The sequence below is a fragment of the Terrabacter sp. RAF57 genome, assembly GCF_052113925.1.
In the GTDB taxonomy this organism is placed as follows: domain Bacteria; phylum Actinomycetota; class Actinomycetes; order Actinomycetales; family Dermatophilaceae; genus Terrabacter.
Window position 1 is genome coordinate 14844 of record NZ_JBFRDT010000017.1, and the last position, 24357, is coordinate 39200.

General features: G+C 72.5%; 23 protein-coding genes and 1 pseudogene. 8 read left to right on the top strand and 16 right to left on the bottom strand.

The features are described from left to right. Positions 1–26: 26 nt before the first annotated feature. From AB4Y83_RS17455 to AB4Y83_RS17475, 5 genes are all read right to left on the bottom strand, one after another. Positions 27–605, bottom strand: coding sequence for a hypothetical protein (locus tag AB4Y83_RS17455; protein ID WP_442297637.1), 579 nt, complete (start codon positions 603–605; stop codon positions 27–29). 1 nt (position 606) lies between these two features. Further along, positions 607–1461 (bottom strand): hypothetical protein, encoded by an 855-nt coding sequence (locus AB4Y83_RS17460; RefSeq protein WP_442297638.1) that lies wholly within the window; start codon positions 1459–1461, stop codon positions 607–609. Between the two features lie 52 nt (positions 1462–1513). Next, positions 1514–2257, bottom strand: a complete 744-nt coding sequence (locus AB4Y83_RS17465; protein ID WP_442297639.1) for a DUF2589 domain-containing protein — start codon at positions 2255–2257, stop codon at positions 1514–1516. 143 nt (positions 2258–2400) lie between these two features. Continuing rightward, on the bottom strand, positions 2401–3162 hold the full coding sequence (locus tag AB4Y83_RS17470) for a DUF5995 family protein (RefSeq protein ID WP_442276713.1): 762 nt from the start codon (positions 3160–3162) through the stop codon (positions 2401–2403). Positions 3163–3179: 17 nt separating this feature from the next. After that, positions 3180–4325 carry an aminotransferase class I/II-fold pyridoxal phosphate-dependent enzyme gene (locus tag AB4Y83_RS17475; RefSeq protein ID WP_442297665.1) on the bottom strand — a complete coding sequence of 382 codons (1146 nt, stop codon included), beginning with the start codon at positions 4323–4325 and terminating at the stop codon, positions 3180–3182. A 153-nt stretch (positions 4326–4478) separates the two neighbouring features. Between AB4Y83_RS17475 and AB4Y83_RS17480 the strand changes: the two genes are divergently transcribed. Together AB4Y83_RS17480 and AB4Y83_RS17485 are read left to right on the top strand one after the other, a co-directional pair. Beyond that, a complete protein-coding gene (locus tag AB4Y83_RS17480; protein WP_442276714.1) occupies positions 4479–5012 on the top strand; it encodes a phosphoribosyltransferase in 534 nt (177 codons plus the stop codon). Between the two features lie 49 nt (positions 5013–5061). Continuing rightward, positions 5062–5934, top strand: coding sequence for an LLM class F420-dependent oxidoreductase (locus AB4Y83_RS17485; protein ID WP_442297640.1), 873 nt, complete (start codon positions 5062–5064; stop codon positions 5932–5934). Positions 5935–5949: 15 nt separating this feature from the next. Here the strand turns inward: AB4Y83_RS17485 and AB4Y83_RS17490 are convergent, their stop codons facing one another. The 5 genes from AB4Y83_RS17490 to AB4Y83_RS17510 all read right to left on the bottom strand — a co-directional run bounded on the left by AB4Y83_RS17490 (position 5950) and on the right by AB4Y83_RS17510 (position 10544). After that, positions 5950–6876 (bottom strand): ABC transporter permease subunit, encoded by a 927-nt coding sequence (locus tag AB4Y83_RS17490; RefSeq protein ID WP_442276716.1) that lies wholly within the window; start codon positions 6874–6876, stop codon positions 5950–5952. Beyond that, positions 6873–9668, bottom strand: a complete 2796-nt coding sequence (locus tag AB4Y83_RS17495; protein WP_442297641.1) for an alpha/beta fold hydrolase — start codon at positions 9666–9668, stop codon at positions 6873–6875. Before AB4Y83_RS17495 ends, AB4Y83_RS17490 begins: the two co-directional genes overlap by 4 nt. Positions 9669–9730: 62 nt before the next feature. Beyond that, the gene (locus AB4Y83_RS17500; protein WP_442276718.1) at positions 9731–9979 is read right to left on the bottom strand and encodes a hypothetical protein; all 249 of its coding nucleotides are present in this window, start codon (positions 9977–9979) and stop codon (positions 9731–9733) included. Beyond that, positions 9976–10374: an ankyrin repeat domain-containing protein gene (locus AB4Y83_RS17505; RefSeq protein WP_442297642.1), complete on the bottom strand. Its 399-nt coding sequence runs from the start codon at positions 10372–10374 to the stop codon at positions 9976–9978. Before AB4Y83_RS17505 ends, AB4Y83_RS17500 begins: the two co-directional genes overlap by 4 nt. Further along, complete coding sequence (locus tag AB4Y83_RS17510; RefSeq protein ID WP_442297643.1) at positions 10371–10544, bottom strand: hypothetical protein; 174 nt, start codon at positions 10542–10544, stop codon at positions 10371–10373. Before AB4Y83_RS17510 ends, AB4Y83_RS17505 begins: the two co-directional genes overlap by 4 nt. A gap of 127 nt (positions 10545–10671) precedes the next feature. Here AB4Y83_RS17510 and tpx point away from each other — a divergent pair, with 127 nt between their 5' ends. Next, on the top strand, positions 10672–11166 hold the full coding sequence (tpx, locus tag AB4Y83_RS17515) for a thiol peroxidase (protein ID WP_442276721.1): 495 nt from the start codon (positions 10672–10674) through the stop codon (positions 11164–11166). A gap of 51 nt (positions 11167–11217) precedes the next feature. On the opposite strand, the pseudogene AB4Y83_RS17520 reads toward tpx, so the two are convergent. After that, a pseudogene (locus tag AB4Y83_RS17520) lies at positions 11218–12363 on the bottom strand (MFS transporter); the annotation flags it as partial. An 89-nt stretch (positions 12364–12452) separates the two neighbouring features. Between AB4Y83_RS17520 and AB4Y83_RS17525 the strand changes: the two are divergent. Beyond that, positions 12453–12959: a MarR family winged helix-turn-helix transcriptional regulator gene (locus AB4Y83_RS17525; RefSeq protein WP_442297644.1), complete on the top strand. Its 507-nt coding sequence runs from the start codon at positions 12453–12455 to the stop codon at positions 12957–12959. A gap of 4 nt (positions 12960–12963) precedes the next feature. Here AB4Y83_RS17525 and glpK read toward each other — a convergent pair whose 3' ends face one another. Next, positions 12964–14490 (bottom strand): glycerol kinase GlpK, encoded by a 1527-nt coding sequence (glpK, locus tag AB4Y83_RS17530; RefSeq protein ID WP_442297645.1) that lies wholly within the window; start codon positions 14488–14490, stop codon positions 12964–12966. Between the two features lie 23 nt (positions 14491–14513). Next, positions 14514–14672 (bottom strand): hypothetical protein, encoded by a 159-nt coding sequence (locus tag AB4Y83_RS17535; protein ID WP_442297646.1) that lies wholly within the window; start codon positions 14670–14672, stop codon positions 14514–14516. Positions 14673–14783: 111 nt separating this feature from the next. Between AB4Y83_RS17535 and AB4Y83_RS17540 the strand changes: the two genes are divergently transcribed. Genes AB4Y83_RS17540 through AB4Y83_RS17550 form a run of 3 tightly spaced genes read left to right on the top strand, consistent with a single transcriptional unit; the run spans position 14784 to position 18745 of the window. Next, on the top strand, positions 14784–16508 hold the full coding sequence (locus tag AB4Y83_RS17540) for a glycerol-3-phosphate dehydrogenase/oxidase (protein WP_442297647.1): 1725 nt from the start codon (positions 14784–14786) through the stop codon (positions 16506–16508). A 56-nt stretch (positions 16509–16564) separates the two neighbouring features. Next, positions 16565–17797: a hypothetical protein gene (locus AB4Y83_RS17545; protein WP_442297648.1), complete on the top strand. Its 1233-nt coding sequence runs from the start codon at positions 16565–16567 to the stop codon at positions 17795–17797. Between the two features lie 27 nt (positions 17798–17824). Continuing rightward, complete coding sequence (locus AB4Y83_RS17550) at positions 17825–18745, top strand: carbohydrate kinase family protein (RefSeq protein WP_442297649.1); 921 nt, start codon at positions 17825–17827, stop codon at positions 18743–18745. A gap of 24 nt (positions 18746–18769) precedes the next feature. Here the strand turns inward: AB4Y83_RS17550 and AB4Y83_RS17555 are convergent, their stop codons facing one another. Together AB4Y83_RS17555 and AB4Y83_RS17560 are read right to left on the bottom strand one after the other, a co-directional pair. Continuing rightward, a complete protein-coding gene (locus AB4Y83_RS17555) occupies positions 18770–19198 on the bottom strand; it encodes a VOC family protein (RefSeq protein ID WP_442297650.1) in 429 nt (142 codons plus the stop codon). Positions 19199–19267: 69 nt separating this feature from the next. After that, the gene (locus AB4Y83_RS17560) at positions 19268–20140 is read right to left on the bottom strand and encodes a DNA-formamidopyrimidine glycosylase family protein (RefSeq protein ID WP_442297651.1); all 873 of its coding nucleotides are present in this window, start codon (positions 20138–20140) and stop codon (positions 19268–19270) included. Positions 20141–20222: 82 nt separating this feature from the next. On the opposite strand from AB4Y83_RS17560, the gene AB4Y83_RS17565 reads away from it, so the two are divergent. Beyond that, on the top strand, positions 20223–23195 hold the full coding sequence (locus AB4Y83_RS17565; RefSeq protein ID WP_442297652.1) for a glycosyltransferase: 2973 nt from the start codon (positions 20223–20225) through the stop codon (positions 23193–23195). On the opposite strand, the gene AB4Y83_RS17570 is transcribed toward AB4Y83_RS17565, so the two are convergent. After that, positions 23140–24354 carry a hypothetical protein gene (locus AB4Y83_RS17570; RefSeq protein ID WP_442297653.1) on the bottom strand — a complete coding sequence of 405 codons (1215 nt, stop codon included), beginning with the start codon at positions 24352–24354 and terminating at the stop codon, positions 23140–23142. The two genes, AB4Y83_RS17565 and AB4Y83_RS17570, sit on opposite strands and share 56 nt — an antisense overlap. Positions 24355–24357: the final 3 nt, after the last annotated feature.

A 24357-nucleotide genomic window follows, 5' to 3' on the forward strand; every position in this document is an offset into this window, starting at 1 on the left:
CCCGCGGTCCGGGGCAGGCGGGCCGGTCACTGCCGCACGCCGGCTGCCACGAGCAGGTCGGCCAGCAGGAGCAGGATGTCGGGCTGCGACAGCCGCATCGCGAGCACCTGAGCCGTGCCCCGGCTCTCGGGACGTAGCAGGATCGCGCGCCAGAGCTTCTCCAGCTCCTCCTGGGTCGGGGCGCCGAAGCCGGCCGGCATGAGGCCGTGGTCGAGCGCGAACACGACCACGGGGCCGAGCTGCTCACGAGCGTCGTCGAGCGTGGACCTCGCGTTCCCATGGTCGTCACGGAGCCGCTCCGCGGTCGCGAGCAGGACTCGGAGCGCGGCCGAGCGCTCGAACTCGCGCCGCCGGGTCTCCACACGGACCCCCGTCCCGACGTCGACACCGCGACGGGCCGCCTCCAGCTCAGCGCGGGACGCGCGAACCGCGTTCTCGGCGTCGCTCGAGCCCATCGACTCGTAGGCGGCGGCCGTGGCGGCGAGGTGGTCGGCGACCGCCACGGCGTATCCCGCGTCGTTCGCGGCATACGCCGTCATCGCCGCGGAGGACGACTCCAGCAGGACGGCATACCTCGTCAGTCGGTCATGGAGGAAGGGCAGCATGTCACTCGAACTCCACGACCGTGGACGTCGCACCCGACTCGTCGGTCACGGATCGGAGGAAGAACGCCTCCTCCAGCAGCTCGGCCGAGACGGTGAAGACGCTCGAGTCCGTGCTGCCGTTCTTGACGACGTTGGTCTCAGGGTTGATGAGCAGGTTGTCGATCGTCGTCCGGTCGATGACGGTGCGGGACCGCACGAGCTCGAGCACGTCCTGGCTCGTCTCCGCGAGAAGAGCCTGTCGCGGGTCGGTCGGCAGCGCGGACTCCGGCGGGGCCGTCGGGCTGGACGTCGGATCACCCATGGCGGACCAGAAGATCCGGCTCCACATCACCGCGACGATCGTCTCGGGTCGTAGCGGGTCGGGATTGGCGACGAGCTGCGCGTGGAAGTCCAGGGCGAGGGAGCGCAGGTCGGGCGTGGCCGTCGGGTCCCCGGTGTCCGTCACGGCCGCGCCGACGGTGGCGTCACGATCGACGGGCACCGGCCGCGGGGGCAGCAGGATCGGGATGTCTGGCCGACCCGGCATGACCGGCCCGATCTTGCCCGGGAAGCCCGGGAGGGGCGGGCTGGCCAGCCGCTCCCGGGCCTCTGCCGCACGCTGCCCCATGGTGGCGACGAAGTCGTCGGCGGCCATGTCGAAACGCAGCACCTGGCTGAACCGCGCCCCGGAGATGAGCACCGGGATGGTCAGCTCCATCTTCGGCACCTTGAAGCGCGGCACCGCGAAGTGGCGCATCACCTCGTCGGCGGCATACCGCTCGGCCACGGTCCGGGAGTAGTGGTCGGCCATCTCCCGGGCCCTGATCATCTCGAGCAGGATGTAGCCGGTGTAGTCGCCCAGGGTCACCTCGGCCATGCCCGTTCTCCTTCGTCGTGTCGGCGTGTCTGCGTGTCGGCGCGTCGGTCCGTCAGGCCGACAACATCCCGAGGACCTTCTCGAGGCCCGGGGGCATCTCGTCCTGGACCGCCTTGACGTTGACGTTGAGCGCGTACTCCTTCTTCACCTCGACGTTCGTGGCTGTCTTGCGCTGGTAGGACGCGGACACCTTGAAGCTGACCGGTCCCCATCCCGCCTTGACCTCCGCATCGACGCCGAGCGCGTCGCTCGTGCTGGAGCTCTCGACCGAGTTGAGCTTGACGTTGAAGTCGATGACGACCTGCTCGATGCGCAGCGACGGGATGGGCAGCATGGCGAGCAGCGGCACGCGGAGCGCGACGTCCTTCGTCACCTCGGCTCCGGTGGAGTCGACGTCCTTGCGCTTGTGCGAGAAGTCGACCATGACGAGCTCGCGACTGTCGCCCTCCCCCGAGAAGCCGACCCTGTTGATGAAGTCGATCGTCGCCAGCGACGAGGCCACCTGCGCGTCCACCGCTGCCTGCAGCGGACCGCCGATCATCTTGCGGAAGTCGATGTTGTTGAGCTCTGACGTGAAGTTCGTCGTCGGTGTGGCTGCCCGCGGGTCCGCGAGGGCACGGTCGGCGATCGCGCCGGCCGTCTGCATCGCGAGCTCCGCGGCGTCCTGAGCCACGTCGGCTACGTCCTGTGCCTCGGCCGTCGCACCGTTGCGACCTGTGGCGACCGCGCGCCCCGCACTGCCGGCGGTGGTGCGGCGCTTGGCGGCCTGGCCGGCCGTGCTCTTGGTCTCTGCCATCTCAGTTCCTTTCGTGGACTCCCCCTGGGAGACATCAGCGCGACCGCTGTACGGGTCACGGCCGTTCAGAGCCACATCGGGGGTCGTTGATACACCCAAACCGTTCGAAAACGGCACGAGTCGCCTGGCCCGCGAGGCCGAGGTCAGGAAGCGAGGTCGGCGACCGGCGTCAGCAGGTAGCGCCCGGCCATCCCCACGGTGCGCGACAGCGTCGCGAGGAAGTCGGTGCGCAACGGCTCGACGCCCTCGAGCGACCACAGCACACGGGCGTTCGTCCACGCGGCGTCGCGGGCGCGCACGATGCTCCAGCCGCTGACGAGGTTGGCGACCGGGCCGGCGTACTGCTCGTCGACGGTGAGCGCGATGCCGTCGAGGAACGATCGGCGCACGTCCTCCTGGACGGCGGCGAGCAGGTCGTTGACCCGGTGGTAGTCGTCCTCGACCCCGGGGCTGTCCGGCGTCAGGCCGAGCTGGCGGCACGTCGTGACGACGGCCAGCGGCAGGTCGTGGTTGATGTGGGCGTTCATCCCGGCGAGCGCGAACTGGATCGGCACCCGGCCCGGCTCGAGCCGGCACGTGAAGAGCGGCTGCCAGGACGGGTCGGGCGAGCCCGCACCGACCGCGTCGAGGTAGAGCCCGGCGAAGACGAGGTCGAGCCGCGTCACGAAGGCCGGATTGCCGAACCACCCCTCGACGAGCCGGTCACGGACGAGCTCGGTGACGCGGAGGTACATCCGGTTGAAGGCCGCGACACCGTCGCTCCCGGGCAGCGCGCGGTCGATCTCGTGCATCCGCTCGACGAGCGCGTCGACCGTCGCCGGTTGGCCGGGCGCCGGCGGCTCGGGCCGCGGCTGGCTCCCGATCCGCGAGCGGACCCACGCCACCGCGCCGGAGAACCACCCCATGGGCCGACGCTAGCGGCTCAGCGGGCGTTGAATGCCTCGATCCGCTCGATCGCCTCGCTGACCGCGGTCGCTCCGGCGGCAAAGCTGAGCCGCACCGAGTGGCCGCCCGCCCGGTCGTCGAAGTCGCCGCCCGGCGTGATCGCGACGCCGACCTCCTCGAGGAGGGCGCTGGCGTATGCCGCCGAGCCGCCCCACCGGCCCCGCTGCGGCCCGAGGTCTGCCCAGTAGTAGAACGCGCCGTCCGGCGGCGCGGACTCACCCCAGCCGAGGCGGGATGCATTGTCCAGCAAGAGCTTTCGGGTCCGCGCGAACTCGGCGACCGCGTCGTCGCACTCGTGGTAGGACTCCTCCGCGAAGGCCGACACGGCGGCATACTGCGCCGGTGCGGGTGGGCACAGCGCGACGTTGCCGGCCAGCGCGTCGACGGGGCGCACGAGGTCGTCGGGGAGCAGCATCCAGCCCAGGCGCCAGCCCGTCATCCCCCAGTACTTGCTGAAGGAGGAGATGACGAGAGACGTGTCGTCCGTCTCCCAGGCGCAGACACCGCGGGGGTCGGCGGCGCCGGGGTCCGGATAGGTGACGCCGTGGTAGATCTCGTCGCTGACGAGACGTACGCCGTGGGCGGCGCACCAGTCGGTGATCGCCGCGAGCTCGGCGCGGTCGACCATCGTGCCGGTCGGGTTGGCGGGCGAGGCGAGGATGAGCCCCGCGAGCTCGCCGTCGGCCTGCGCGGCGTCGAGCAGCTCGGGCGTCGGCTGGTACCGGGTCTCGGGGCCGCAGTCGATCTCGACGACCTCGCACCCGAGCGAGGTGAGGATGTTGCGGTAGGCCGGGTAGCCGGGCCGCGCGAGCGCGACACGGTCCCCCGGCTCGAAGGCGGCGAGGAAGGCGAGCACGAAGCCGCCCGACGAGCCCGTCGTGATCGCGACGCGGGCCGGGTCGACGTCGAGGCCGTACCACCGGCCGTAGTGCGCGGCGATCTCGGACCGCAGCTCACGGATGCCGAGCGCCGAGGTGTAGGTCAGGGCACGGCCCGAGCCGTGGATGCGCGCCGCGGCCTCCGAGACGAGGCTCGGCGCACCTCCCGACGGCTCACCGGCACAGAGGGACACGACGTCGCGCCCCTGAGCCCGGAGCACGGCCACCCGGTCGAGCACGTCCATGACCTCGAACGGGGGCACCTGCGAGCGCCGGGAGGGCCGGAGCGGTCGGGTCGGGCAGCTGGCGCGGCTCGGGTCGGGGGTCACCCGGCCAGTCTGCCCGAACCCTCGACACCCGAAACACGCCGTTCACGGGACGTGACTAGCCTTCCTCGCATGACGATCGCCTACCACGCAGACGCCTCCACGCTCGTCGACAAGGAGGTGCTGACGTGGGAGCGCTTCGGCGTCGCGATCCGCGAGCTCGCGACCCTCGTCGCCGACTCGAGCTTCCGCCCGGAGGTGCTCGTCGCCGTGGCGCGTGGCGGGCTCATCCCCGGCGGCGGGCTCTCGTACGCGCTCGGCGTCAAGCTCACCGATGCCATCAACGTCGAGTTCTACACCGACGTCGAGGAGACGCTGCCCGACCCGGTGCTCCTGGCCCCGCACCTCGACACCGGCAGCCTCAAGGGCCGCCGGATCCTCGTCGTCGACGACGTCGCCGACTCGGGCCGCACTCTCGCGCTCGTGCTCGACCTGCTCCAGGAGCACGGCGCCGAGGCACGCAGCGCGGTGCTCTACGGCAAGCCCGGATCGGCCGTGACGCCCGACTACGTCTGGCGCCAGACCGACCAGTGGATCGTCTTCCCGTGGTCGGCCGAGCCGCCCGTCTCCGGCTCCCAGCTCACCGCGGCGCCGGACGCCCCCTGAAGGCTCGCTCAGGGGTTCCACTTCCAGCGAGCGGACGTAGTGTCGGAGGATGCATCTCGGACTGCACCTCGCCAACTTCACGTGGAGCGGCGGCTCCTCCACCTTCGTCGACGACCTCGTCCGCACGGCGCGGACGGCCGAGGACGTCGGCTTCACCAAGCTCTCGGTCATGGACCACGTCTGGCAGATCGGCATGGTCGGGCCCAAGGAGCACGAGATGCTCGAGGCCTACACGGCCCTCGGCTTCCTCGCGGCCGTCACCGAGAAGGTGCAGCTGCTCGCCTGGGTCACGGCCGCCGTCTACCGCGAGCCCGGGCTGCTCGCCAAGGAGGTCACGACCCTCGACGTGCTGTCGAAGGGCCGCGCCATGCTCGGCATCGGCGCGGCGTGGAACGAGGAGGAGTGCGTCGGTCTCGGCCTGCCCTTCCCCGCCACCGCCGAGCGCTTCGAGCGCCTCGAGGAGACGCTGCAGATCTGCCTCCAGATGTGGGGCGACAGCGTCGAGCCGTATGCCGGCAAGCACTACCAACTCGGCAGCACCCTCAACTCCCCGCAGTCGGTGCAGCGTCCGCACCCGCCCATCCTCATCGGTGGCGGCGGCGAGAAGAAGACGCTCCGGATGGTCGCGCAGTACGCCCAGGCCTGCAACCTCTTCGACAGCCCCGACCTCGCCCACAAGCTGGAGGTCCTCCGCGGCCACTGCGAGGCTCTCGGCCGCGACTACGACGAGGTCGAGAAGACCGTCATGGGACCGGTCGACCCGGGCGCGGACGGCGAGAACGTCGACGCCACGCTCGAGCACCTGCGTGACCTCGCCGGGCTCGGTGTGACGCACGTGCAGCTGGGCATCGGTGACGGCTCGAAGACCGACGTGCTCGAGCTCATCGGCGAGCGCATCATCCCCGAGGCCGCGACGTTCTGAGCGGGAGGCGCGGCGTCAGCTGAGGATGTCGCTGCGCCGGAAGCGGCGGTAGGCGAGCATCGTGAAGGCGACGGCCCACACGAGCGCCCACAAGGCGCCGTGCACCATGTCGGTGTAGTCCGGTGACACGGCGAGGGCGTCCTGCCAGGCCCGCGAGTAGTGGCCCGGGAAGGCGTTGCGGTAGGGGTCGAGCGCGTCGAGCTGGTCGAGGATGTTGAGCAGGATGCTGACGAGCACGGCGCCGCCGACCGCCGCGAGCGGCGCGTCGGAGCGCGTCCCGATCCAGAAGGCGATGGCGGCGATCGGCAGCAGTGTCACGAAGATGTAGGCCATCGCGAGCGCCAGGCGCGGCAGGAACTGGCCCCACGAGAGGTTCTCGCCGAGCGGGTTGGTCAGCGGGTCCCAGCCGTAGGCGACGCCGCCGACGAGCAGGCCCCACGCCGGCAGCAGGACCGTCGCGACGAGGGTCGAGGCGATCCCGATCGCGAGCTTGCTCGTGAGCAGGCGGGCCCGCTGCACCGGCGCGATGAGCAGGTAGCGCAGCGACGACCACGACGCCTCGGAGGGCACGGCGTCGCCGCAGAAGAGGGCGGCGAGCAGCACGAGGAGCAGCTCCGAGGCGAGGAAGACGAGCACGAGGCTGAAGTTCGCGGCCCCGCTCTGGGCGAGGTCGAAGATCCGGGTCGAGGCACCGCCACGGCTGTTGCTCGACCGCTGGCCGAAGGCGAACGACCCGACGAGGACGAGCGGCAGCGCCAGGAGCAGGCCGAAGGCCCAGATCGTGCGTCGCCGGCCCCACTGCCGGCGCAGCTCGGACCGCCACGACAGCGGATCGCGCACCTGGTGGATCTCGCCGCTCCCCGCTGCCGGAGCCGGCTCGATGACGTCGAGCAGAGCGTCCCCGGGGCTCACGTCCGGGCCCCCCGCGTGGGTCTCGCTCATCGCGCCCTCACCTGCCTCAGTCGCTCGACGAGGGACGCACCCTCGTCTCCGGGCTCGCCGGCCGCACCCGGTGCGGACGCCGACGAGATGACGCCGAGGAAGACCTCCTCGAGGTGGCGGCGGCTGCTGACGCCGACGACGGGCAGCCCCGCCGACACGGCAGCCGCGACGACCTCGGCCCGGCCGCGGTCGGCGACGACGACGATCCGGGTCGGGGTGTCGACGCGCACCTCGGTGACGCCAGCTGCGGCCTCGAGCGCGTGCACGCCGGCGCTGACGACGTCGTGGTCGACGTGCTCGGGCAGGTCGAGGATCGTCGTGTCGTCGCTGTCGACGAGCTCGGCGACGGGGCCCTGCGTGATGACCCGGCCGGCGTGCATGACGACGACGTGGGTGCACGTCATCTCGACCTCGGCGAGCAGGTGGCTCGAGACGACGACGGTGCGCCCGGTCTCGGCGTAGCGGCGCAGGATCGGGCGCATCGCCGCGATCTGGGGCGGGTCGAGGCCGTTGGTCGGCTCGTCGAGGATGAGCAGCTCGGGCAGCCCGAGCATCGCCTGGGCGATGCCCAGTCGCTGCTTCATGCCATGGCTGTAGGACTTGACCGGCCGGTCGACGGCGCCGCCGAGGGCCGCGACGTCGAGGGCCTCGGCGATGTGGGCGTCCTCGGGGTCCCGGCCCGTGGCGGACCAGTAGGCCTCGAGGTTCTGGCGCCCGGTGAGGTGCGGCAGGAAGCCGGGGCCCTCGATGAGCGCGCCGACCCGGCCGAGCACCCGCGAGCCGGCGGAGACGGGCTCACCGAGCACGTGGACGCTGCCGGCGTCGGAGGAGATGAGTCCCATGACCATCCGCATGGTCGTCGTCTTGCCGGCGCCGTTGGGGCCGAGCAGCCCGACGACCTGACCCTTCTCGGCCCGCCACGACACGTCGTCCACGGCGCGGTGGCCGTCGGCGTACGTCTTGACGAGTCCCTCGATGACGAGCGGGACGTCGGCGAGGTCAGGCCGCGCGGGCAGGTGCATCCGGCGGCGACGGCGCACGAGCCAACCGGCGAGCGCCGCGAGGAGCAGCACCGCGAGGGCGCCGGAGGCGAGGAGGGTCTCGGTGTCGACGCCGCCGGCCACGGCCCCGTCGACCGCGGCACCGGTCGCGACCGGGAGGGTGAGCGCCGAGGCCCCCGAGATGCGGATGCCGCTCGGGGTCCGCGAGTTGGAGTACGTCGACTCGGTGCTCGTCAGCAGGACGCGCCACCGGGTGCCGGCCGGCAGGTCGTAGGTCGCTGCCGGGAGCGAGATCGTCACTGGGGTGGGCCGGCCCGGCGTCACGGTGAGGCGCACCGGCGCGACGAGCGGGTTGGTCAGCGTCACCGAGCCACCGGTGACGCGCCACACCGACGCGAAGAGCGTGACGTCCGGCGCGTCGGACGTGACGGTGAGTCGCATCGTCGGCGACCCGACCACCGTCTCGGCCTCGGCGACGGGCTGCGTGTCGAGGGCCGTCGACTGACCGGGCAGCGCCGCGATCTGGTACGTCGAGAGGCTGACGCCCAGGGCGGCGAGGCCGGGCACGGCGATGAGCGAGGCCGGCTGTCCGCCGGGCGGGTGCAGCAGCGCCCCGGAGGTCGTCGTCAGGGGCAGCTCGCGCGTCCGGAGCGCCGCGCCGGACAGCCCCGGGTATGCCGTGAGGGTGTGGAGCGTCGTCGGCTGACCCGCCCGACCGGCGGGGGTGCCGTAGGTGAAGGCCGCTGTGGGCAGGGCCGATCCGCGTGCGCCCTTGTCACGCACGTAGTGGTCGAGCCACGTGTAGGAGGCCTCGACCTCCTCCGCCTCGTGGGTGCTCGGGGCGTCGTGGCCGCCGTCGCTCCACCGGACGGCATACGGCGTGCCGGAGGCGGCGAGCGCCGACGCGTTGGCGTCGGCCTGGTCGAGCCCGAAGAGCGAGTCGCCGACCCCTTGGACGAGGAAGGTCGGCGCGGTGAGGGCGTTCATCGTCGGCTTCGGGCTGTGCGCGCGCAGCAGCGTCGTCAGTTGGGGTGAGGCGGTGCCGGTCTCGGAGGCCTGGACGAAGAGGCGGCAGATCGTCGGGTCGAAGCGGCCGCAGTCGGCGGTTCCGGTGCCCGCCCCCTGGCCGCCACGGAGCGCCGAGAGGAAGAAGTTTGTCGCCCAGACCTGCTTGAAGGGTCCGGCGACGTCGATCGGCGAGCGCCCGGCAGCGGTGGTCGCCGCCTTCGTCACGGCGGCCTGCGGGAAGAAGGCGTCGGCGAGATCGTTCCACGTGATGGCCGAGACGACGCCGTCGACCCGCCGGTCGGAGCCGGCCAGCATGAGGGCGAGGGCGCCGCCGTAGGAGGCACCCATGACCCCGGCGCGCGGGTCTCCCGGACCGTCGAGCTCGACGTCGGAGCGCTTGGCCGCGAGGTCGAGCAGCGTTCTCGCGTCAGCGATCTCGTAGGCCGGGTCGTTGAGGTGGATGCGACCGCCGGACGCGCCGTGCCCACGGGCGCTCCACGCGATGACGACGTAGCCGCGGTCGTGCAGGTCGTTCGCCTGGCTCGTCACCGAGTCCTTGGTGCCGCCGAAGCCGTGGGCGAGCAGGACGACCGGGTGCTTGCCGCTCGACTGCGGCCACACGGAGACGTCGAGGCGCACGGCCGTGCCGTCGGGCTCGGCACCGACGGGCACCGTCGTGGCCTCGGGCGAGACCGGGTCGGCGGCGAGAGCGGCCGGGGCGGGCGCCATCGCCAGGCTCGACCCGAGGACGAGCGCGGCGAGGAGGGAGGCCCGGACCGACATGCCCACATCACATCACGGGCTCGTCGTTGAACGGTCACCGACCGTCGAGGGTTGGACCGGGGTCAGTCGCGGGAGAGCCGCTGCTCGAGGACGTAGGCCACGACGATGCACGCGACGAGGACCATCCCGGGCGGGAGGAACCGCGCGGCCCCCTCGAGCTGGAGCCACTCGTAGGGCGCGACGGTGAACTCGAAGAGCGACAGGTCGAGCAGGTAGCGCAGGATCGGGAGCACCCCGAACACGATGCCGATGACGCCGACGAGGTTGATGACGAAGCGCGAGCGTGCTCCGGTGTCGTGCGGGTCGGTCACGGTCGGTCCTCTCCGTCGATGAGGTGCTGCTGCCCGAACAGCTGGGCCGTGGCGCGCGCGGTCGGCGACCCGGCGTCGAGGTCGGCGCCCGCCGCGACGAGGACCCGGACGACCTCGTCCTCGCCCTTGAACATCGCCCCGGCCACCGGGGACTGGTCGCGGTCGTTGCGGCGGTCGACGTCGGCGCCGCGGTCCACGAGGCTCGTGACCGTGTCGAGGTGGCCGTGGTAGGCCGCGAGCATGACGAGCGTGTTGCCGGCGGCGTCCTGCTGGTCGAGCGGGAAGCCGTGGTCGAGGAACTCGACGAGGTCGGCTGTGCGACCGTCGCGCGCCATGTCCATCGCGACCGCCACGATCTGCTCCAGCTGCTCCGGCGTGAGCGGCGACTCCGTCATGACACCAACCTACGGGTCGCCCAGTGCCGGGCGAGGCACCACCCGGCGACGGCGCCGAGGACGATGCCGGGCAGCAGGACCGCGGCGAAGAGCACCCGTCGGGACTCGGGCCAGACCCAGATCAGGACGCCGAGGGCCACGAGGAGGGAGACCCCGCCGAGGACGACCACGCGCCGGCCGGCTGGGCGATGCCGTCGGGGCGAGCGAGCTCGCAGAAGCAGCGGGTCGCGAGGCACGTCGCGCCGTCAGCGGGCATGCCGCGACGGTAGCCCCAGGCGACCCGTGTTAGATACGTCCATGGCCACCACCTCCCTCGGAGACACCACCGTCCACACCGTCGGCGACCTGCCGGCCGTGGGCACCCCCGCTCCCGCGTACACGCTGACCGGCACGAACCTGCGCGACGACGTGACGCTGCCGTCGGGCCGGCGCGTCGTGCTCAACATCTTCCCGAGCGTCGACACCGGCGTCTGCGCGGCGAGCGTGCGCCGCTTCAACGAGATCGCCGCCGGGCTCGACAACGCGGCGGTCGTCTGCGTGTCGGCCGACCTACCGTTCGCGCTGAACCGCTTCTGCGGCGCCGAGGGTATCGAGAACGTCGTCGTGGCGTCGTCGTTCCGCTCCGGCTTCGGCTACGACTACGGCGTACGGATGGAGAACGGCGGCTTCGCCGGCCTCCTCGCCCGTGCGGTCGTCGTCATCGACGCGGACGGCACCGTCGCGCACACGGAGCTCGTCCCCGCAATCGGCCAGGAGCCCGACTACGACGCCGCCATCGCCGCCCTGGGCTGACGCGCGGGTGAAGCCGCGGACGCTGCGCACCAGCAGCGGCCAGCAGCCGGCGACGAGCATCCAGACGGCGATGCCGACCATGAGGTCGGGCGTCTCGACGGAGGCGCTGAGCGGGCCGGCGATGACGTTGCCGAGAGGCAGCGCGACGAACGAGATGAGCACGTCCCACGAGACGACGCGGGCCAGCCGGTCGTGGGGCACACCCTGCTGGACGGCGGTCTGCCACCCGACGTCGAAGTAGAGCAGTCCGGCCTGGCCGACGAGGGCGAGCGCCATGATCGCGACGAGCCCTCCGGGCCAGGCGAACGCGAGCGGGAAGAGCGGGAAGAGGCCGAGGGCCGCGAAGGCCCAGAGGAGCATCCGGCGAGGCTGGAGCCGCATCGCGACGAGCCCTCCGACGAGCCCGCCCGCGCCGAGCGCCGCCGTGACGAGGCCGAGGGCGTGCGCGCCGCCGAGGTCGCGCACGGCCGTCACCTCGACGAGGACGATGAAGACCCCACTCGCGACGTGGAACATCGCCGCCGCGAGGAGGCTCGACCACAGCCAGTCCCGACTCCGGATCTCGGCGAGGCCCTCGCGGATCTCGGTCAGCATGCCGGTGCGCTCCGCGACGTGGTCGGCGCGAGCCCGGAGCCGCGCGACGCAGACCGCCGACCAGGCGAAGGTCAGCGCGTTGACCGTGAAACCGGCGACCGGGCCGAACCGGGCGACGACGAGGCCGGCGAGGACCGGGCCGCCCACCTGGGCGCTCGACTGGAGGAAGCTGATCGCGCCGTTGGCGGTCTGGAGTGCCGCGGCCGGGACGATGAGGGGCCTCAGCGAGACGAAGGCCGGGTGGAAGAAGGCGCCCGCACCCGCTGTGACCGCGGCCAGACCGGCGAGTACGCCCACCGGCGGGTCGCCGAGCGCGAAGGCGACGGCCATGGCGGCGACGGAGCCGGCTCGGGTGAGGTCAGCGCCGACCATGATCCGGTGCGGCGTCACGCGGTCGGCCCAGACGCCGCCGACGAGGGTGCACAGGAGGCGGGCCACCACGGCGCTCGCGAGGACGACACCGAGCTCGCCTGCTCCCCCGCCACCCAGGACGACGGCCACGGACAGGGCGATCGGGTTGAAGGCGTCACCGACCCACGAGAGCCCCTGGCCGGCCAGCAGGAGTCGGACGTCGCGGAGGTGGAGCAGGTCGCGCATGGGCATGGGGTGACATTAGTTAAACGTCTGACTATCTGTCAACGAATAGTCAGGGATCTGCGCTCCCCGTGCTTCGGCTCTGCGAGACTGACGCCATGGCGAGAGCACGGCAGGACTCGGTCGACCGGCACGTCGCACGCTGGAGCGGCCTCCTCGAGGACATGGACCCCGAGGTCGAGGGCGCCGTCTCGCGCATGCAGGCGATCACCAAGCGGCTCAAGGCAGCCGACCACGCGAGCTACGCCGGTACGGACGACACGATCGAGGACTACCACACGCTCCACGCGCTGATGATCCAGCCGTTCCCCGAGGAGGCGACACCCGCGCAGCTCGCCGATGCGTGCGGCGTGACCCGCGCCGCGATGACGTCACGCGTCGACCGGCTCGTCCAGCGGGGCCACGCGACCCGCGAGGTCGACCCCATCGACCGGCGCCGCATCCTCATCCGGCCGACGCCGTCGGGACGGGCCATGTGGGAGAAGGGGATCGAGGCCGGCATGGCTCGTGAGCAGGAGGCCTTCTCGGGACTGACCGCCAAGGAGCTCGTCGCCCTCAATGGCCTGCTGCGCAAGGTCGTCCTCCACCTCGAGGGCGAGGACTGAGCCGTCAGGGAGTGTCGTCGTCGACCCAGTCGAGGGTGCGCTCGACGGCCTTCTTCCACGTGCGGAAGAGGCGCTCCCTCTCGGACTCGTCCATCGCGGGGGTCCACCGGCGGTCCTCGCCCCAGTTCTCACGGATCTCGTCGGTGCTMTGCCAGTAGCCGACGGCCAGCCCGGCGGCATACGCGGCGCCGAGCGCGGTGGTCTCGGCCACGACGGGTCGCACGACGTCGACCCCGAGCAGGTCGGCCTGGAACTGCATGAGCGTCTCGTTGACGACCATGCCGCCGTCGACCCGCAGCTCGGTGAGCGGCACTCCCGAGTCGGCGTTCATCGCCTCGAGCACCTCGCGCGTCTGGAAGGCCGTGGCCTCCAACGCTGCTCGGGCGATGTGGGCCTTGTTGACGAAGCGGGTCAGACCGACGAGCGCACCGCGGGCGTCGGGACGCCAGTGCGGCGCGAAGAGGCCCGAGAAGGCCGGGACGAAGTAGGCGCCGCCGTTGTCGTCGACGCTCGCCGCGAGCGTCTCGACCTCCTTGGCGTCCTTGATGAGGCCGAGGTTGTCGCGCAGCCACTGCACGAGCGACCCGGTGACGGCGATGGAGCCCTCGAGGGCGTAGACGGGCCGGCCGTCACCGAGCTGGTAGCAGACGGTCGTCAGCAGCCCGTTCTTCGACGCGACGATCTCCTCACCCGTGTTGAGGAGCATGAAGTTGCCCGTGCCGTAGGTGTTCTTGGCCGTGCCGACGTCGAGGCAGGCCTGGCCGAACGTCGCCGCCTGCTGGTCGCCGAGGATGCCGGCGACCGGCACGTCGATGAGGATGCCCGGCTTGCACGAGCCGTAGACCTCGGACGACGAGCGGATCTCGGGGAGCATCGCGAGCGGGACACCGATCGCCTCGGCGGCCGACGCGTCCCAGTCGAGGGTGCGCAGGTCCATCAGGAGGGTGCGCGAGGCGTTCGTGACGTCGGTGACGTGCACGCCACCGTCGTCCGCGCCTCCCGTGAGGTTCCAGAGCAGCCACGTGTCGATGGTGCCGAAGAGCAGCTCCCCCGCCTCGGCCCGTTCGCGGGCGCCGTCGACGTGGTCGAGGATCCAGCGCGCCTTGGGCCCGGCGAAGTACGTCGCGAGCGGCAGACCGGTGACGTCCTTGAAGCGCTCGATGCCGCCGTCGCGGGCCAGCTCGTCGCAGATCGCCTGGGTGCGGGTGTCCTGCCAGACGATGGCGTTGTGGATCGGCCGGCCGGTCGCACGCTCCCAGACGACGGTCGTCTCGCGCTGGTTCGTGATGCCGACCGCGGCGACGTGGGTGGCGTTGAGGTTGGCCTTGCCGAGCACCCCGCCGACGACGACGCGGGTGTTCTGCCAGATCTCCATCGGGTCGTGCTCGACCCACCCGGCGCGCGGGAAGATCTGCCGGTGCTCCATCTGGTCGACGGCCACGACGCGGCCCCTCCGGTCGAAGACCATGGCCCGGGTGCTCGTCGTCCCCTGGTCGATCGACACGACATGGCTGCGCTGCTCCGTCGGCATGACCAGACCGTACCGTCGCGCGCCTACATCTCGCCGCGTCCGAGCTCGCGGTGCCGCTCGCGCGCTTCCGCCACGCGGCTGACCGCGTCGCACCGTCCGCACACGATGATCGTGTCCTCGTCGCGGCTCTCACGGCGCCACCGGTGACCGGCGAACAGGCAGATGATCCACATGAGTCTCACCCGCCCAGTGTCGTCCACCAGAGCCGTCCGTGAGACGGGTTGGACAGCTCGAGGTGCTGCCGGGCCCGGTCGTTAGAGTGTCGTTCTCGGCACCGACGTGAAGGGGAACCGATGACGAGCCCAGTGCGGCTGGACACGGACTACCGGGCGCGGGCGTGGAAGCGCCTCGCCACGAAGCAGTTCGACGTGCTCGTCGTCGGTGGCGGCGTGACCGGCGGCGGCGTGGCCCTCGACGCGGCCACCCGCGGTCTCTCGACGGCACTCGTCGAGCAGCGCGACTTCGCCTCCGGCACCTCGTCGCGGTCGTCCAAGCTCTTCCACGGCGGCCTGCGCTACCTCGAGCAGATGAACTTCGACCTCGTCCGCGAGGCGCTCAAGGAGCGCGAGCTCATGCTGAGCCGCATCGCACCACACCTCGTCAAGCCGGTCTCCTTCCTCTACCCGCTGACCAGCCGCGGCTGGGAGCGCCCCTACGTCACCGCGGGCCTGACCCTCTACGACTCGATGGGCGGCGCGCGCTCGGTCCCGCGCCACAAGCAGCTCACCCGCACCGGAGCGCTCAAGCTGGCCCCGGCCCTCAAGCGCGACGCCCTCACCGGTGGGCTGCTCTACTACGACGCCCAGGCCGACGACGCCCGCCACACGCTGACGACCGTCCGCACCGCGGCCGCCTACGGCGCCACCGTCGTCGCCTCGGCCCGCGTCGTCGAGCTGCTGCGTGCGGGCGAGCGGGTCGTCGGCGCCCTCGTCGAGGACGTCGAGACGGGCGAGCGCACCGAGGTCCGGGCCTCCGTGGTCATCAACTGCACCGGCGTGTGGACCGACGACATCCAGACCATGGCGGGTGGCCGCGGCCGCTTCCACGTCCGCGCGAGCAAGGGGGTGCACATCGTCGTCGCCCGCGACCGGATCAACTCCGAGTCGGGCCTCATCCTGCGCACCGAGAAGTCGGTCCTCTTCGTCATCCCGTGGGGCACGCACTGGATCATCGGCACGACCGACACCGACTGGGAGCTCGACCTCGCCCACCCGGCAGCGACGCGCGCCGACATCGACTACATCCTCGAGCACATCAACACCGTGCTCAAGGTGCCGTTGACCCACGAGGACATCCAGGGCGTCTACGCCGGCCTGCGCCCCCTCCTCTCCGGCGAGAGCGAGGACACGAGCCAGCTCTCCCGCGAGCACGCCGTGGCCCGCCCGCAGCCCGGGCTCGTCTCCATCGCCGGCGGCAAGTACACGACCTACCGCGTCATGGCGGCAGATGCCGTCGACGCCGCACGCGAGGACATCGGCGGCGACGTCTCCGACAGCGTCACCGAGTTCATCCCGCTGTCGGGCGCCGAGGGCTACGTCGCCCTCGTCAACCAGATCGACCGCCTCGCGCGCCACCAGGACCTCCCGGTCTGGCGCATCACGCACCTGCTCGAGCGCTACGGATCGCTCGTCCACGAGCTCTTCGCCCTCGCGGAGGACGACCGCTCGCTCTACGAGCCGCTCCCCGGGGCGGAGGAGTACCTCCGGGTCGAGGCGCTGTATGCCGCCACGCACGAGGGCGCGCTGCACCTCGACGACGTGCTGGCCCGGCGCACCCGCATCTCCATCGAGACCTCGAGCCGCGGCGCCGACAGCGCCCGCGCCGTGGCCGAGATCGTCGCGCCGGTGCTCGGATGGGATCCCGAGCGGGTCGAGGCCGAAGTGTCCGGTTACATCGCCAGGGTCGAGGCCGAGCTCGAGTCGCAGAAGGAGCTCGCCGACTCCGAGGCCAACGCCGAGCGCCTCAGCGCCCCGGACGTCCGCCGCATCCCGGTGAGCCGCGCGCCCGAGCAGTCCTGAGGGACCGAACGCTCGACAACCGCTCCGCAGGACGGCCTCGTTCCTAGACTGACAGGATGAGGACTCGACGCGGCCGGACCGCGGTAGGGGCTACCGTCGCGGCGGCCGTCGCGGCCGTCGTCCTGCTCGTCGCGGGCTGCGGCACGCCCAACCCGACCGCCCAGGCCCGGCTCGAGGGGCACGCGACCGGGCACACGGCGGGCGCCACCGACCACCCGGCGACGGCTGCCACGGGTCACGCGGCGAAGCCCGTCGCTCCCGCCAAGCCGGCCGCGCTGCGGGCCGGTGAGTCGATGCGGACGGTGACGTCGCCGGTCTCCTACACGCCGAAGGCGCCGACGACCGGCACCGACGACTATCGGTGCTTCGTCCTCGACCCCGGGGTGACGCGCGACGCGTTCGTCACCGGCTTCGACATCGCCCCGGGCCAGCCGCAGGAGGTGCACCACGTCATCCTCTTCCGCGTGCCACCGTCGGCGGCCGCTGCGGCCCGCGCCCGCGACGCCGAGTCCGGCGGCAGGGGCTGGACCTGCTTCGGCGGCACCGGGCTCGGGTCGCGCGGCGCGAGCCTCGACGACGCCCCGTGGGTCGGAGCCTGGGCACCGGGTGGTCGCGAGAACGTCCTACCGGCCGACGTCGGCATCCCCCTGCAGCGCGGCTCCCTGCTCGTCATGCAGGTGCACTACAACCTCCGGCACGGCGTGACGCCCGACCGCACCTCCGTGAAGCTGCGTCTCTCGTCCTCGTCGAAGCTCAAGCCCCTCGAGACGATGCTCTACCCCGCGCCCGTCGAGCTGCCTTGTCGCGCAGGAAAGTCGGGACCGCTGTGCGATCGCAACGCGGCAGTCGCCGACGTGACCGAACGCTTCGGCGCCATGTCGTCGCGCATCGTCAACGGCCTGCTGCTCGTCTGCAACGGCACGCTCATCCCGACCCCCGGCGCCACCCAGTCCTGCACGCGCAGCGTCGAGCAGGCCGCGACGATCCGCGCCGTTGCCGGCCACATGCACCTGCTCGGCTCGTCCCTGCGCATCGACCTCAACCCCGGCACCGCCCGCGCGAAGACGCTGCTCGACATCTTGGCCTGGGACTTCGACAACCAGGGCTCGGTCCCGATCCCGGCGACGGCGATCCGGCCCGGTGACTCGATCCGGGTCAGCTGCACCCACGACCAGGCCTGGCGCGACAAGCTGCCCGACCTCCAGGGGCTGCCCGAGCGCTACGTCGTCTGGGGCGAGGGCACGACCGACGAGATGTGCCTCGGTCTGCTCAGCGTCACGCGTCCCTGACCGCGTCCGGCCGTGCACAATGAGGCCGTGAAGACTGACGTCCTCGTCGTCGGCGGTGCCGGCGTCGACACCATCGTGCGCGTCGATGCCCTGCCCGTTCCCTTCTCCGACTCCCACGTCGTCCCGCCCATCGACACCGTCGTCGGGCACACGGGCTGCGGCGTCGCGCTCGGCTGCCACCGCCTCGGCCTCGCCACGCGATTCGTCGACGTCATCGGCGACGACCACGAGGGCCGGATGCTCCTCGACCGGTTCGCGGCCGAGGGGCTCGCCTTCGATCATGTCGTCGACGCGAGCGGCACCCGTCGGGCCGTCAACCTCGTCGACGCCACGGGCCGCCGGATGTCCTTCTACGACCCGCGCCACCCCTACGACCTCGCGCCCGACCCGGCGCTCTGGCGCAGTCCGCTCGAGCAGTCACGGCACGTGCACGCCTCGATCATGCCGTGGGCCGTCGGCGCCCTCGAGGACGCCACGGCCGCCGGGGCCACGACGTCGACCGACCTGCACGACTGGGACGGGCGCAACCCCCACCACCGCCCGTTCGCGTATGCCGCCGACCTCGTCTTCGTGTCGGGCTCGCGTCTGGACGGGGTCGAGGACGACGTCGTCGCCGACGTGCTCGACCGCGGCCGCGCCCGGCTCGTCGTCGTCATGGACGGCGCCCGGGGCAGCCGGGTGACGGTGCGCGAGGGTGGCTCGTTCGCGGTGGCCGCCGTCGACATCGACGGTCGCTTGGCGGTGGACTCGAACGGCGCCGGCGACGCCTACGTCTCGGCCTTCCTGCACGCGTGGCTCGCCGGCGGTGACGCTCGCGCGGCGGCCCGGGCCGGGACCGTGGCGGGGTCGTGGGCGTGCGGTACCGCGGGCACGCACTCGAGCCTCATCGGCCCGGACGAGCTCATCCGTCAGCTGGCGCGCCACTACGGCGGTGCCGGTCGGGACTGAGGCCCGACCGGAACGCCTCGGCGCTCACCCCGTCGGCGCGTCGTCCGACATGCCGCTGCCGATGTTGACCATCCAGCCGATGCCGAACCGGTCGGTCACCATGCCGAACTCGTCGCCCCACGCCTGCTTCTCGAGGGGCATCATGACGGAGCCACCGTCGGCGAGCTTGTCCCAGTAGCCGTGCAGCTCGTCGGTGTCGTCGCCGCTCAGGCTGACGGAGATGTTGGTGCCCGGCTGGTAGGGCATCTGCTCGGGGGTGTCGGACGCCATGATCGTGTAGCCGCTCGGCGTCTCCAGCTGGGCGTGCATGACGTTGTCGGCGCTGGGACCGTTGTCACCGAACTCGCCGAACGTCGAGACGACGAGCTCGCCGCCGAAGACGGACCGGTAGAACTCCATCGCCGCTCGGGCGTCGTCCTTGAAACTGATGTAGGGGTTGAGGCGGGATGCCATGGCCGTGCTCCTCTCTGGGTGAAGCGGATCCCTCACGGTAGGACCGCGGACCGACATCCGCGGTTGCTTTCAGTACGAGCGTCGCGACCGGGCCGCTCCCCGGTTCGAGCCAAGGGGTGCCTGGGTCCGGCCGTTGTCGGTCGGTCCCAGGCCGCCCTGGCAGCCGGGGCAGTAGAACATCGTGCGTTCACGGGTGGGCTCGCCGATCATCGCGACCCGCACGGTTGCACCGCAGCGCCGGCAGGGCCGGCCGCTGCGCGCGTGGACGTAGTGCGCCTCGTCGAGGCGCTGGCTGCCCGTGCTCGACTGCACCGCATGGCGCCGGCCGTTGTCGATGAGGCGGTGGGCRCGGGCCACGACCCGCTCGACCGTCTCGCGCCCGAGCTCGTCGGCGCGGCTCCACGGCGGCACCCGCTCGAGGAAGAGCGTCTCGGCGCACCACATGGTGCCGACGCCCGCGAGGTTGCGCTGGTCGAGCAGGGCCTGCCCGACGGGCACCCGCGCGCCCGCGACGTTGTCGACGGCACGGGCGAGGTCCCAGTCCGGGCCGAGCACGTCGGGCCCGAGGTGGCCGACGAGGTCGCCCTCGTGCGCCRTCGGCACGAGGTCGAGCATGCCGAGCCGCAGCCCGAGGGCGGTCCAGTCGGGCGCCGCGACGAGGGCCCGCAGCTGCGGGTTGCGCCGCCACCGGGCAGGAAGCCCCGGTGTCGCCTCGACGCGCCACTGGCCCTCCATCCGCAGGTGCGAGTGGAGGGTGAGACCGCCCTCGACGCGGTGCAGCACGTGCTTGCCCCGGCTGACGACCTCGAGGGTCGTGCGGCCGGTGAGGTCAGCCGTGGCGATCTCCCCCGGCCAGCGCAGGTCGGACTCGACGATCTCGCGGCCGGCGAGGGCCTGGTCGAGGCGGGTGGCGGTGCGCCACACGGTGTCTCCCTCGGGCACGCCACCTCCTGATCACCGGTCGTTCACCTGCGCGGTCGCGCGCCCGTCCAGCCTATTCACATCTCCCGACTACCTTCGCCGGGTGCGTGACCTCTCCGTCGTCGTGTCCGCCCACGGCTCCTGCGACCGGGTGGCCGCGTGCCTCGGTGCGCTGGCGGCCCAGACCCTCCCGGCCGACCGGTTCGAGGTCGTCGTCGTGCTCCACGGCCCGGGGTCGAGCGCCCGGGACACCGTCGAGCGCGTGGCGCGGGGACCGTTGGCGGGCCACGAGGTCGAGCTCGTCGACGCCGTCGCAGGCTCCCCGGGCGCCGCCCGCAACGTCGGGGTCGGGCTCGCGCGCGCCCCGTGGACGACGTTCGTCGACGGGACCGACGCCGTCGCGCCGACGCACCTCGAGACGTTGTATGCCGTCCGCCACCCCGAGCGCATCGTCGTCAGCACGACGCCGGCGGGCGACGACGCCCCGCGCCACGTCGCGCCGCACCTCGCGGCTGAGAGCCTGCGCGGGCGGCGCGGCAGGCTCTACCCGACCCGGTGGCTCGTCGACACCCCGTTCGTCGAGGGGCTGTGCGGCAGCGAGGACACGGTGCTCCACGGGCAGCTGCTCAGCCGGTTCGACCGTCAGTTCGCCGAGCTCGACCTGACGCCTGGTCCCGCCGACGCGCCCGGGGACCGGCCCGACGCTGCCGACGCCGTAGACCCCGACGCAGCCGTCCGGGCGCACCTGTCGGTCCTCACGGCCCTGACGGCCGGGACGCAGGCCGACCCGGCCGACCGCACCCCGGTCACGAACGCCCTCGCGGCCGCCGAGGTCGCCGACCTGCGGCAGATGAGCGACCTCCACCCCGGCGGGCACGCCCACGTCGAGGCCGCTCTCCGCGACGCCGGCATCCGGGGCATCACCTCGCTCGGACCGGCCCACGTCGACGGGACCGCCGACGGCTTCGGCCTCTTCCACACTCCTCCGTCCGGCGCCCGGTCGCTCGTCGTCGTCGCGGGCAGCGCCGGGTCCGTCAACGAGCACGCGCGGATGCTCGGCTTCCTCGCCCGCAGCGGGCACGGCATCCGCGTCCTGCACTACCGAGGTCGGCTCAAGCAGAGCTTGCGCAGGCTCCCAGAGACGCATCGGGTCGAGGTGCTTCCCGCCTCCCTCGGCTGGATCGAGGCCCGGGTCACCGCCGGTGCGCCCCGCCGCCGCCGGATCGCGCTGCGGGCCTCGCAGGAGGGCCTGCGCCTCGGTCGGCGCGCGCTCCCCGAGCTCGTGCCCGCCCGGCTGGCCGCACCCGCCTTCGGCCGGGTCGACACCCGCGCCGCCACGCTGCTCGCCGAGCCGGGGACGCGGCTCGTCCTCGACCGCGCCGGCTCGACCCTGCTGCGCGCGTGGGGCGACGACAGCCCCACCGTCGGCGCGCCCGAGCTCGCCGACCTCGTGCTGCGCACGGCCGCCAGCCAGCTGCGCGGGTCGCTCGCCGACGCGCACGCCGTCCGCGCGGCCTCGCGGCTGCTGCGCGGCGAGGCCGCACGCACCCGCGGCGAGCTCGACCCGGAGCTGTGGACGATGGTGGCCTACCGGCTGCTCCGCGCCGGTAGGCTCGAGGCCGCCACCGCCCTGCTCGACGACCGGGAGGCCCTCTTCGGCGCGCTCGCCCACCCCGCTCTCCAGGCACTTCACGCCGTCCTCACCGGCGTCGACCCGTCGACCGTCGACGTCGTCGACGCCGCCCGTGTGACGCTGCGTCACACCGACGACGCGCTGGCCGACGGCGACCTCGACCGCGCCGCCTTCCTCACGACGGTCGCTCTCGACCTGCTCTTCACACGGCGCCTGCACACGGCCGAGACGCGCTCGGCCATCGTGTCCGAGCCCGACGCCTTCCTCGCTCCCCTCAGGGAGACCGAGGTCGGCCGCCTGCTCGGCCGGCGCACGGCCAGCCCGACGCCGCGGGTGTCGCGGCTGTCGCGGCAGCAGCCGAGGGAGACCGACCGCCCTTGCGTCACCGTGCTGCCCGGCGCCTACCCGAAGTTCGCGGCGGCCGTCGTCGCCGGCCTCGACGACCGCGCCGACGTCGAGGTGCTCGACCTCTCGGCCCGGCAGAGGCGTTTCGCCAACACCGGGGTCGACCCGGTGACGGTGCGCGAGCGGCTGCTCGCCGCGACCGGCCACCCCCCGACGCTCGACCTCGCCACCGCGGAGGCGCTCTCGGCCGACGTCGTCTTCGTCGACTGGGCCGACAAGGGCCTGACCTGGCTGACGCAGGTCGTGCCGGAGGGGACGCGCGTCGTCGTACGCCTGCACGGCGTCGACACCTTGAGCGCCTGGCTGCACACCGCCGAGTGGGACAAGGTCGACGACGTGATCTTCCCGAGCGACCACCTGCGGCGTGCGGCGGCGGCGGCGCTGGGAGGACGTCTGGACGGCATACGCCAGCACGTCGTCGCCAACCCCGTCGACGTCGAGCGCTACGTCCTGCCCAAGACCGAGTCCGCTCGCACGACGCTCGGGATGGTCGGCTGGGCGCAGCAGGTCAAGGACCCGCTGTGGACCCTCGACGTCCTCGCCGCGTTGCGCCGGCACGACCCCCGCTGGCGGCTGCGGCTCATCGGCGCCGACTTCGCCGTCGACGACCCCAACCCCGTCGAGCGGGAGGCCGCTCGCGCCTTCCACGCCCGGATGGGCGACCCCCTCGTCGCCGACGGCGTCGACTTCGTCGGCTACACGGCGCGGCTGCCCGAGCACCTCCGTGAGGTCGGCTGGGCCGTGAGCTCGAGCCGCCGCGAGGGCTTCCACATCGGCCTCGTCGAGATGGCCGCGAGCGGCGCCGTCCCCGTCGTGCGCGACTGGCCGGTGTATGCCGGCATCGGCGGTGCCACGAGCCTCTTCCCTGCCGACTGGGTGTCGACCACCGCGGCCGAGGCCGCTCAGCGGATCCTCAGGGTCAGCGGCTCCGGGACGTGGGACGACGCGAGCGGGCGCACCGTCGACACGGTGCGCGAGCGCTTCAGCGGGACGGACTCGGCAGAGCGGCTGCGCCGGATCGTGCTGGGAGAGCGCTGATCCGGCGGAGCACCTGCACCGCCGCGCTGACGTGCTCGATCGGCGAGCGGTGGTCCAGGGGCTGCTCGTCGAGGGCGCTGCCCTCCTCGACGACGCCCCACACCTGGGTGCCGCTGCCCCGGTAGTCGCTCCACTTCGACGGCAGGAAGGGGTTCGGCGCCCCCGGTGGGCTCACCGCGTCGTTGACGAGCAGGCAGTCCATCCGGCGCGACAGCGCGAGGAACTCGAGGTAGCCGACGAAGGGCCCGACGCGGACGCAGTCGGTGAGCCCGCGCGCGACGACGACGTCGTGCAGCTCCTCGGGCTTCGACGTGTAGACGTGGAGCATGATGCGCTCGCGGGACTCGCGAGGGAGCAGGGCCAGGGCGTCGAGCACCCCGGAGACGCCGCGGTTGGCGTAGAAGTTGCCGAAGTAGCCGATGTGCCGCCGGCCCGGGTCCAGCTGGTGCGTCGACGGTTTCGCGTCGTAGAGCGCGGCCGGCGGCGTGGGGTGCGGTGACACGACGGCGACCTGCTCGACGCGGGCCGCGAGCTCGCGGTCGTGGCAGCTCTCGAGCATGAAGTCGCGCTGGCGCGTGTTGGTGAACATCACCGAGTCCGCGAGGGCGAACGCCGCGACCTCGCACCACTCGAAGGCGTTGAGGCCGGCGGGTGGCCGGAACCCGACCGCCTCGACCGCCGACCGCAGTCGCGCGAGGGTGCGGTCGTCGTGGGCCGGTGCCACACGGACCTGCCCGAGGACGTCGTGCGACAGCGGGTCGGAGAACTCGGCGTCCCAGTGCAGCCCGGGCCGCGCCGACTTGAGCGCGACCGCGAGGAAGTGGGATGCCGCGAACTGTGCTCTGCTGTAGACGGACTCGTACTCACCCTGTAGCGACTCCCAGCGGAGGAAGGTCTCGAGACCGAGCTGCTGGTAGTCGACGATGGAGCCCCATGAGCTGAAGGCCGTGCGTGAAGGCACGGCGGCGAAGCGCCGGACGAGGCCGCCGCAGAGCTGCACGAGGTCAGGGTCCTGGTGGCGGATCGAGTCCATCGCGTTGCAGATGACGTCGACGGGCTCGCCGCGGTCGTGGACGCGCTTGGCCGCGACGACCGCAGCGGTGTCGCTGTAGGGCGGGAAGCAGTACGACGCGACGAGGCGACGGGCGAGTGCGTTCATGGT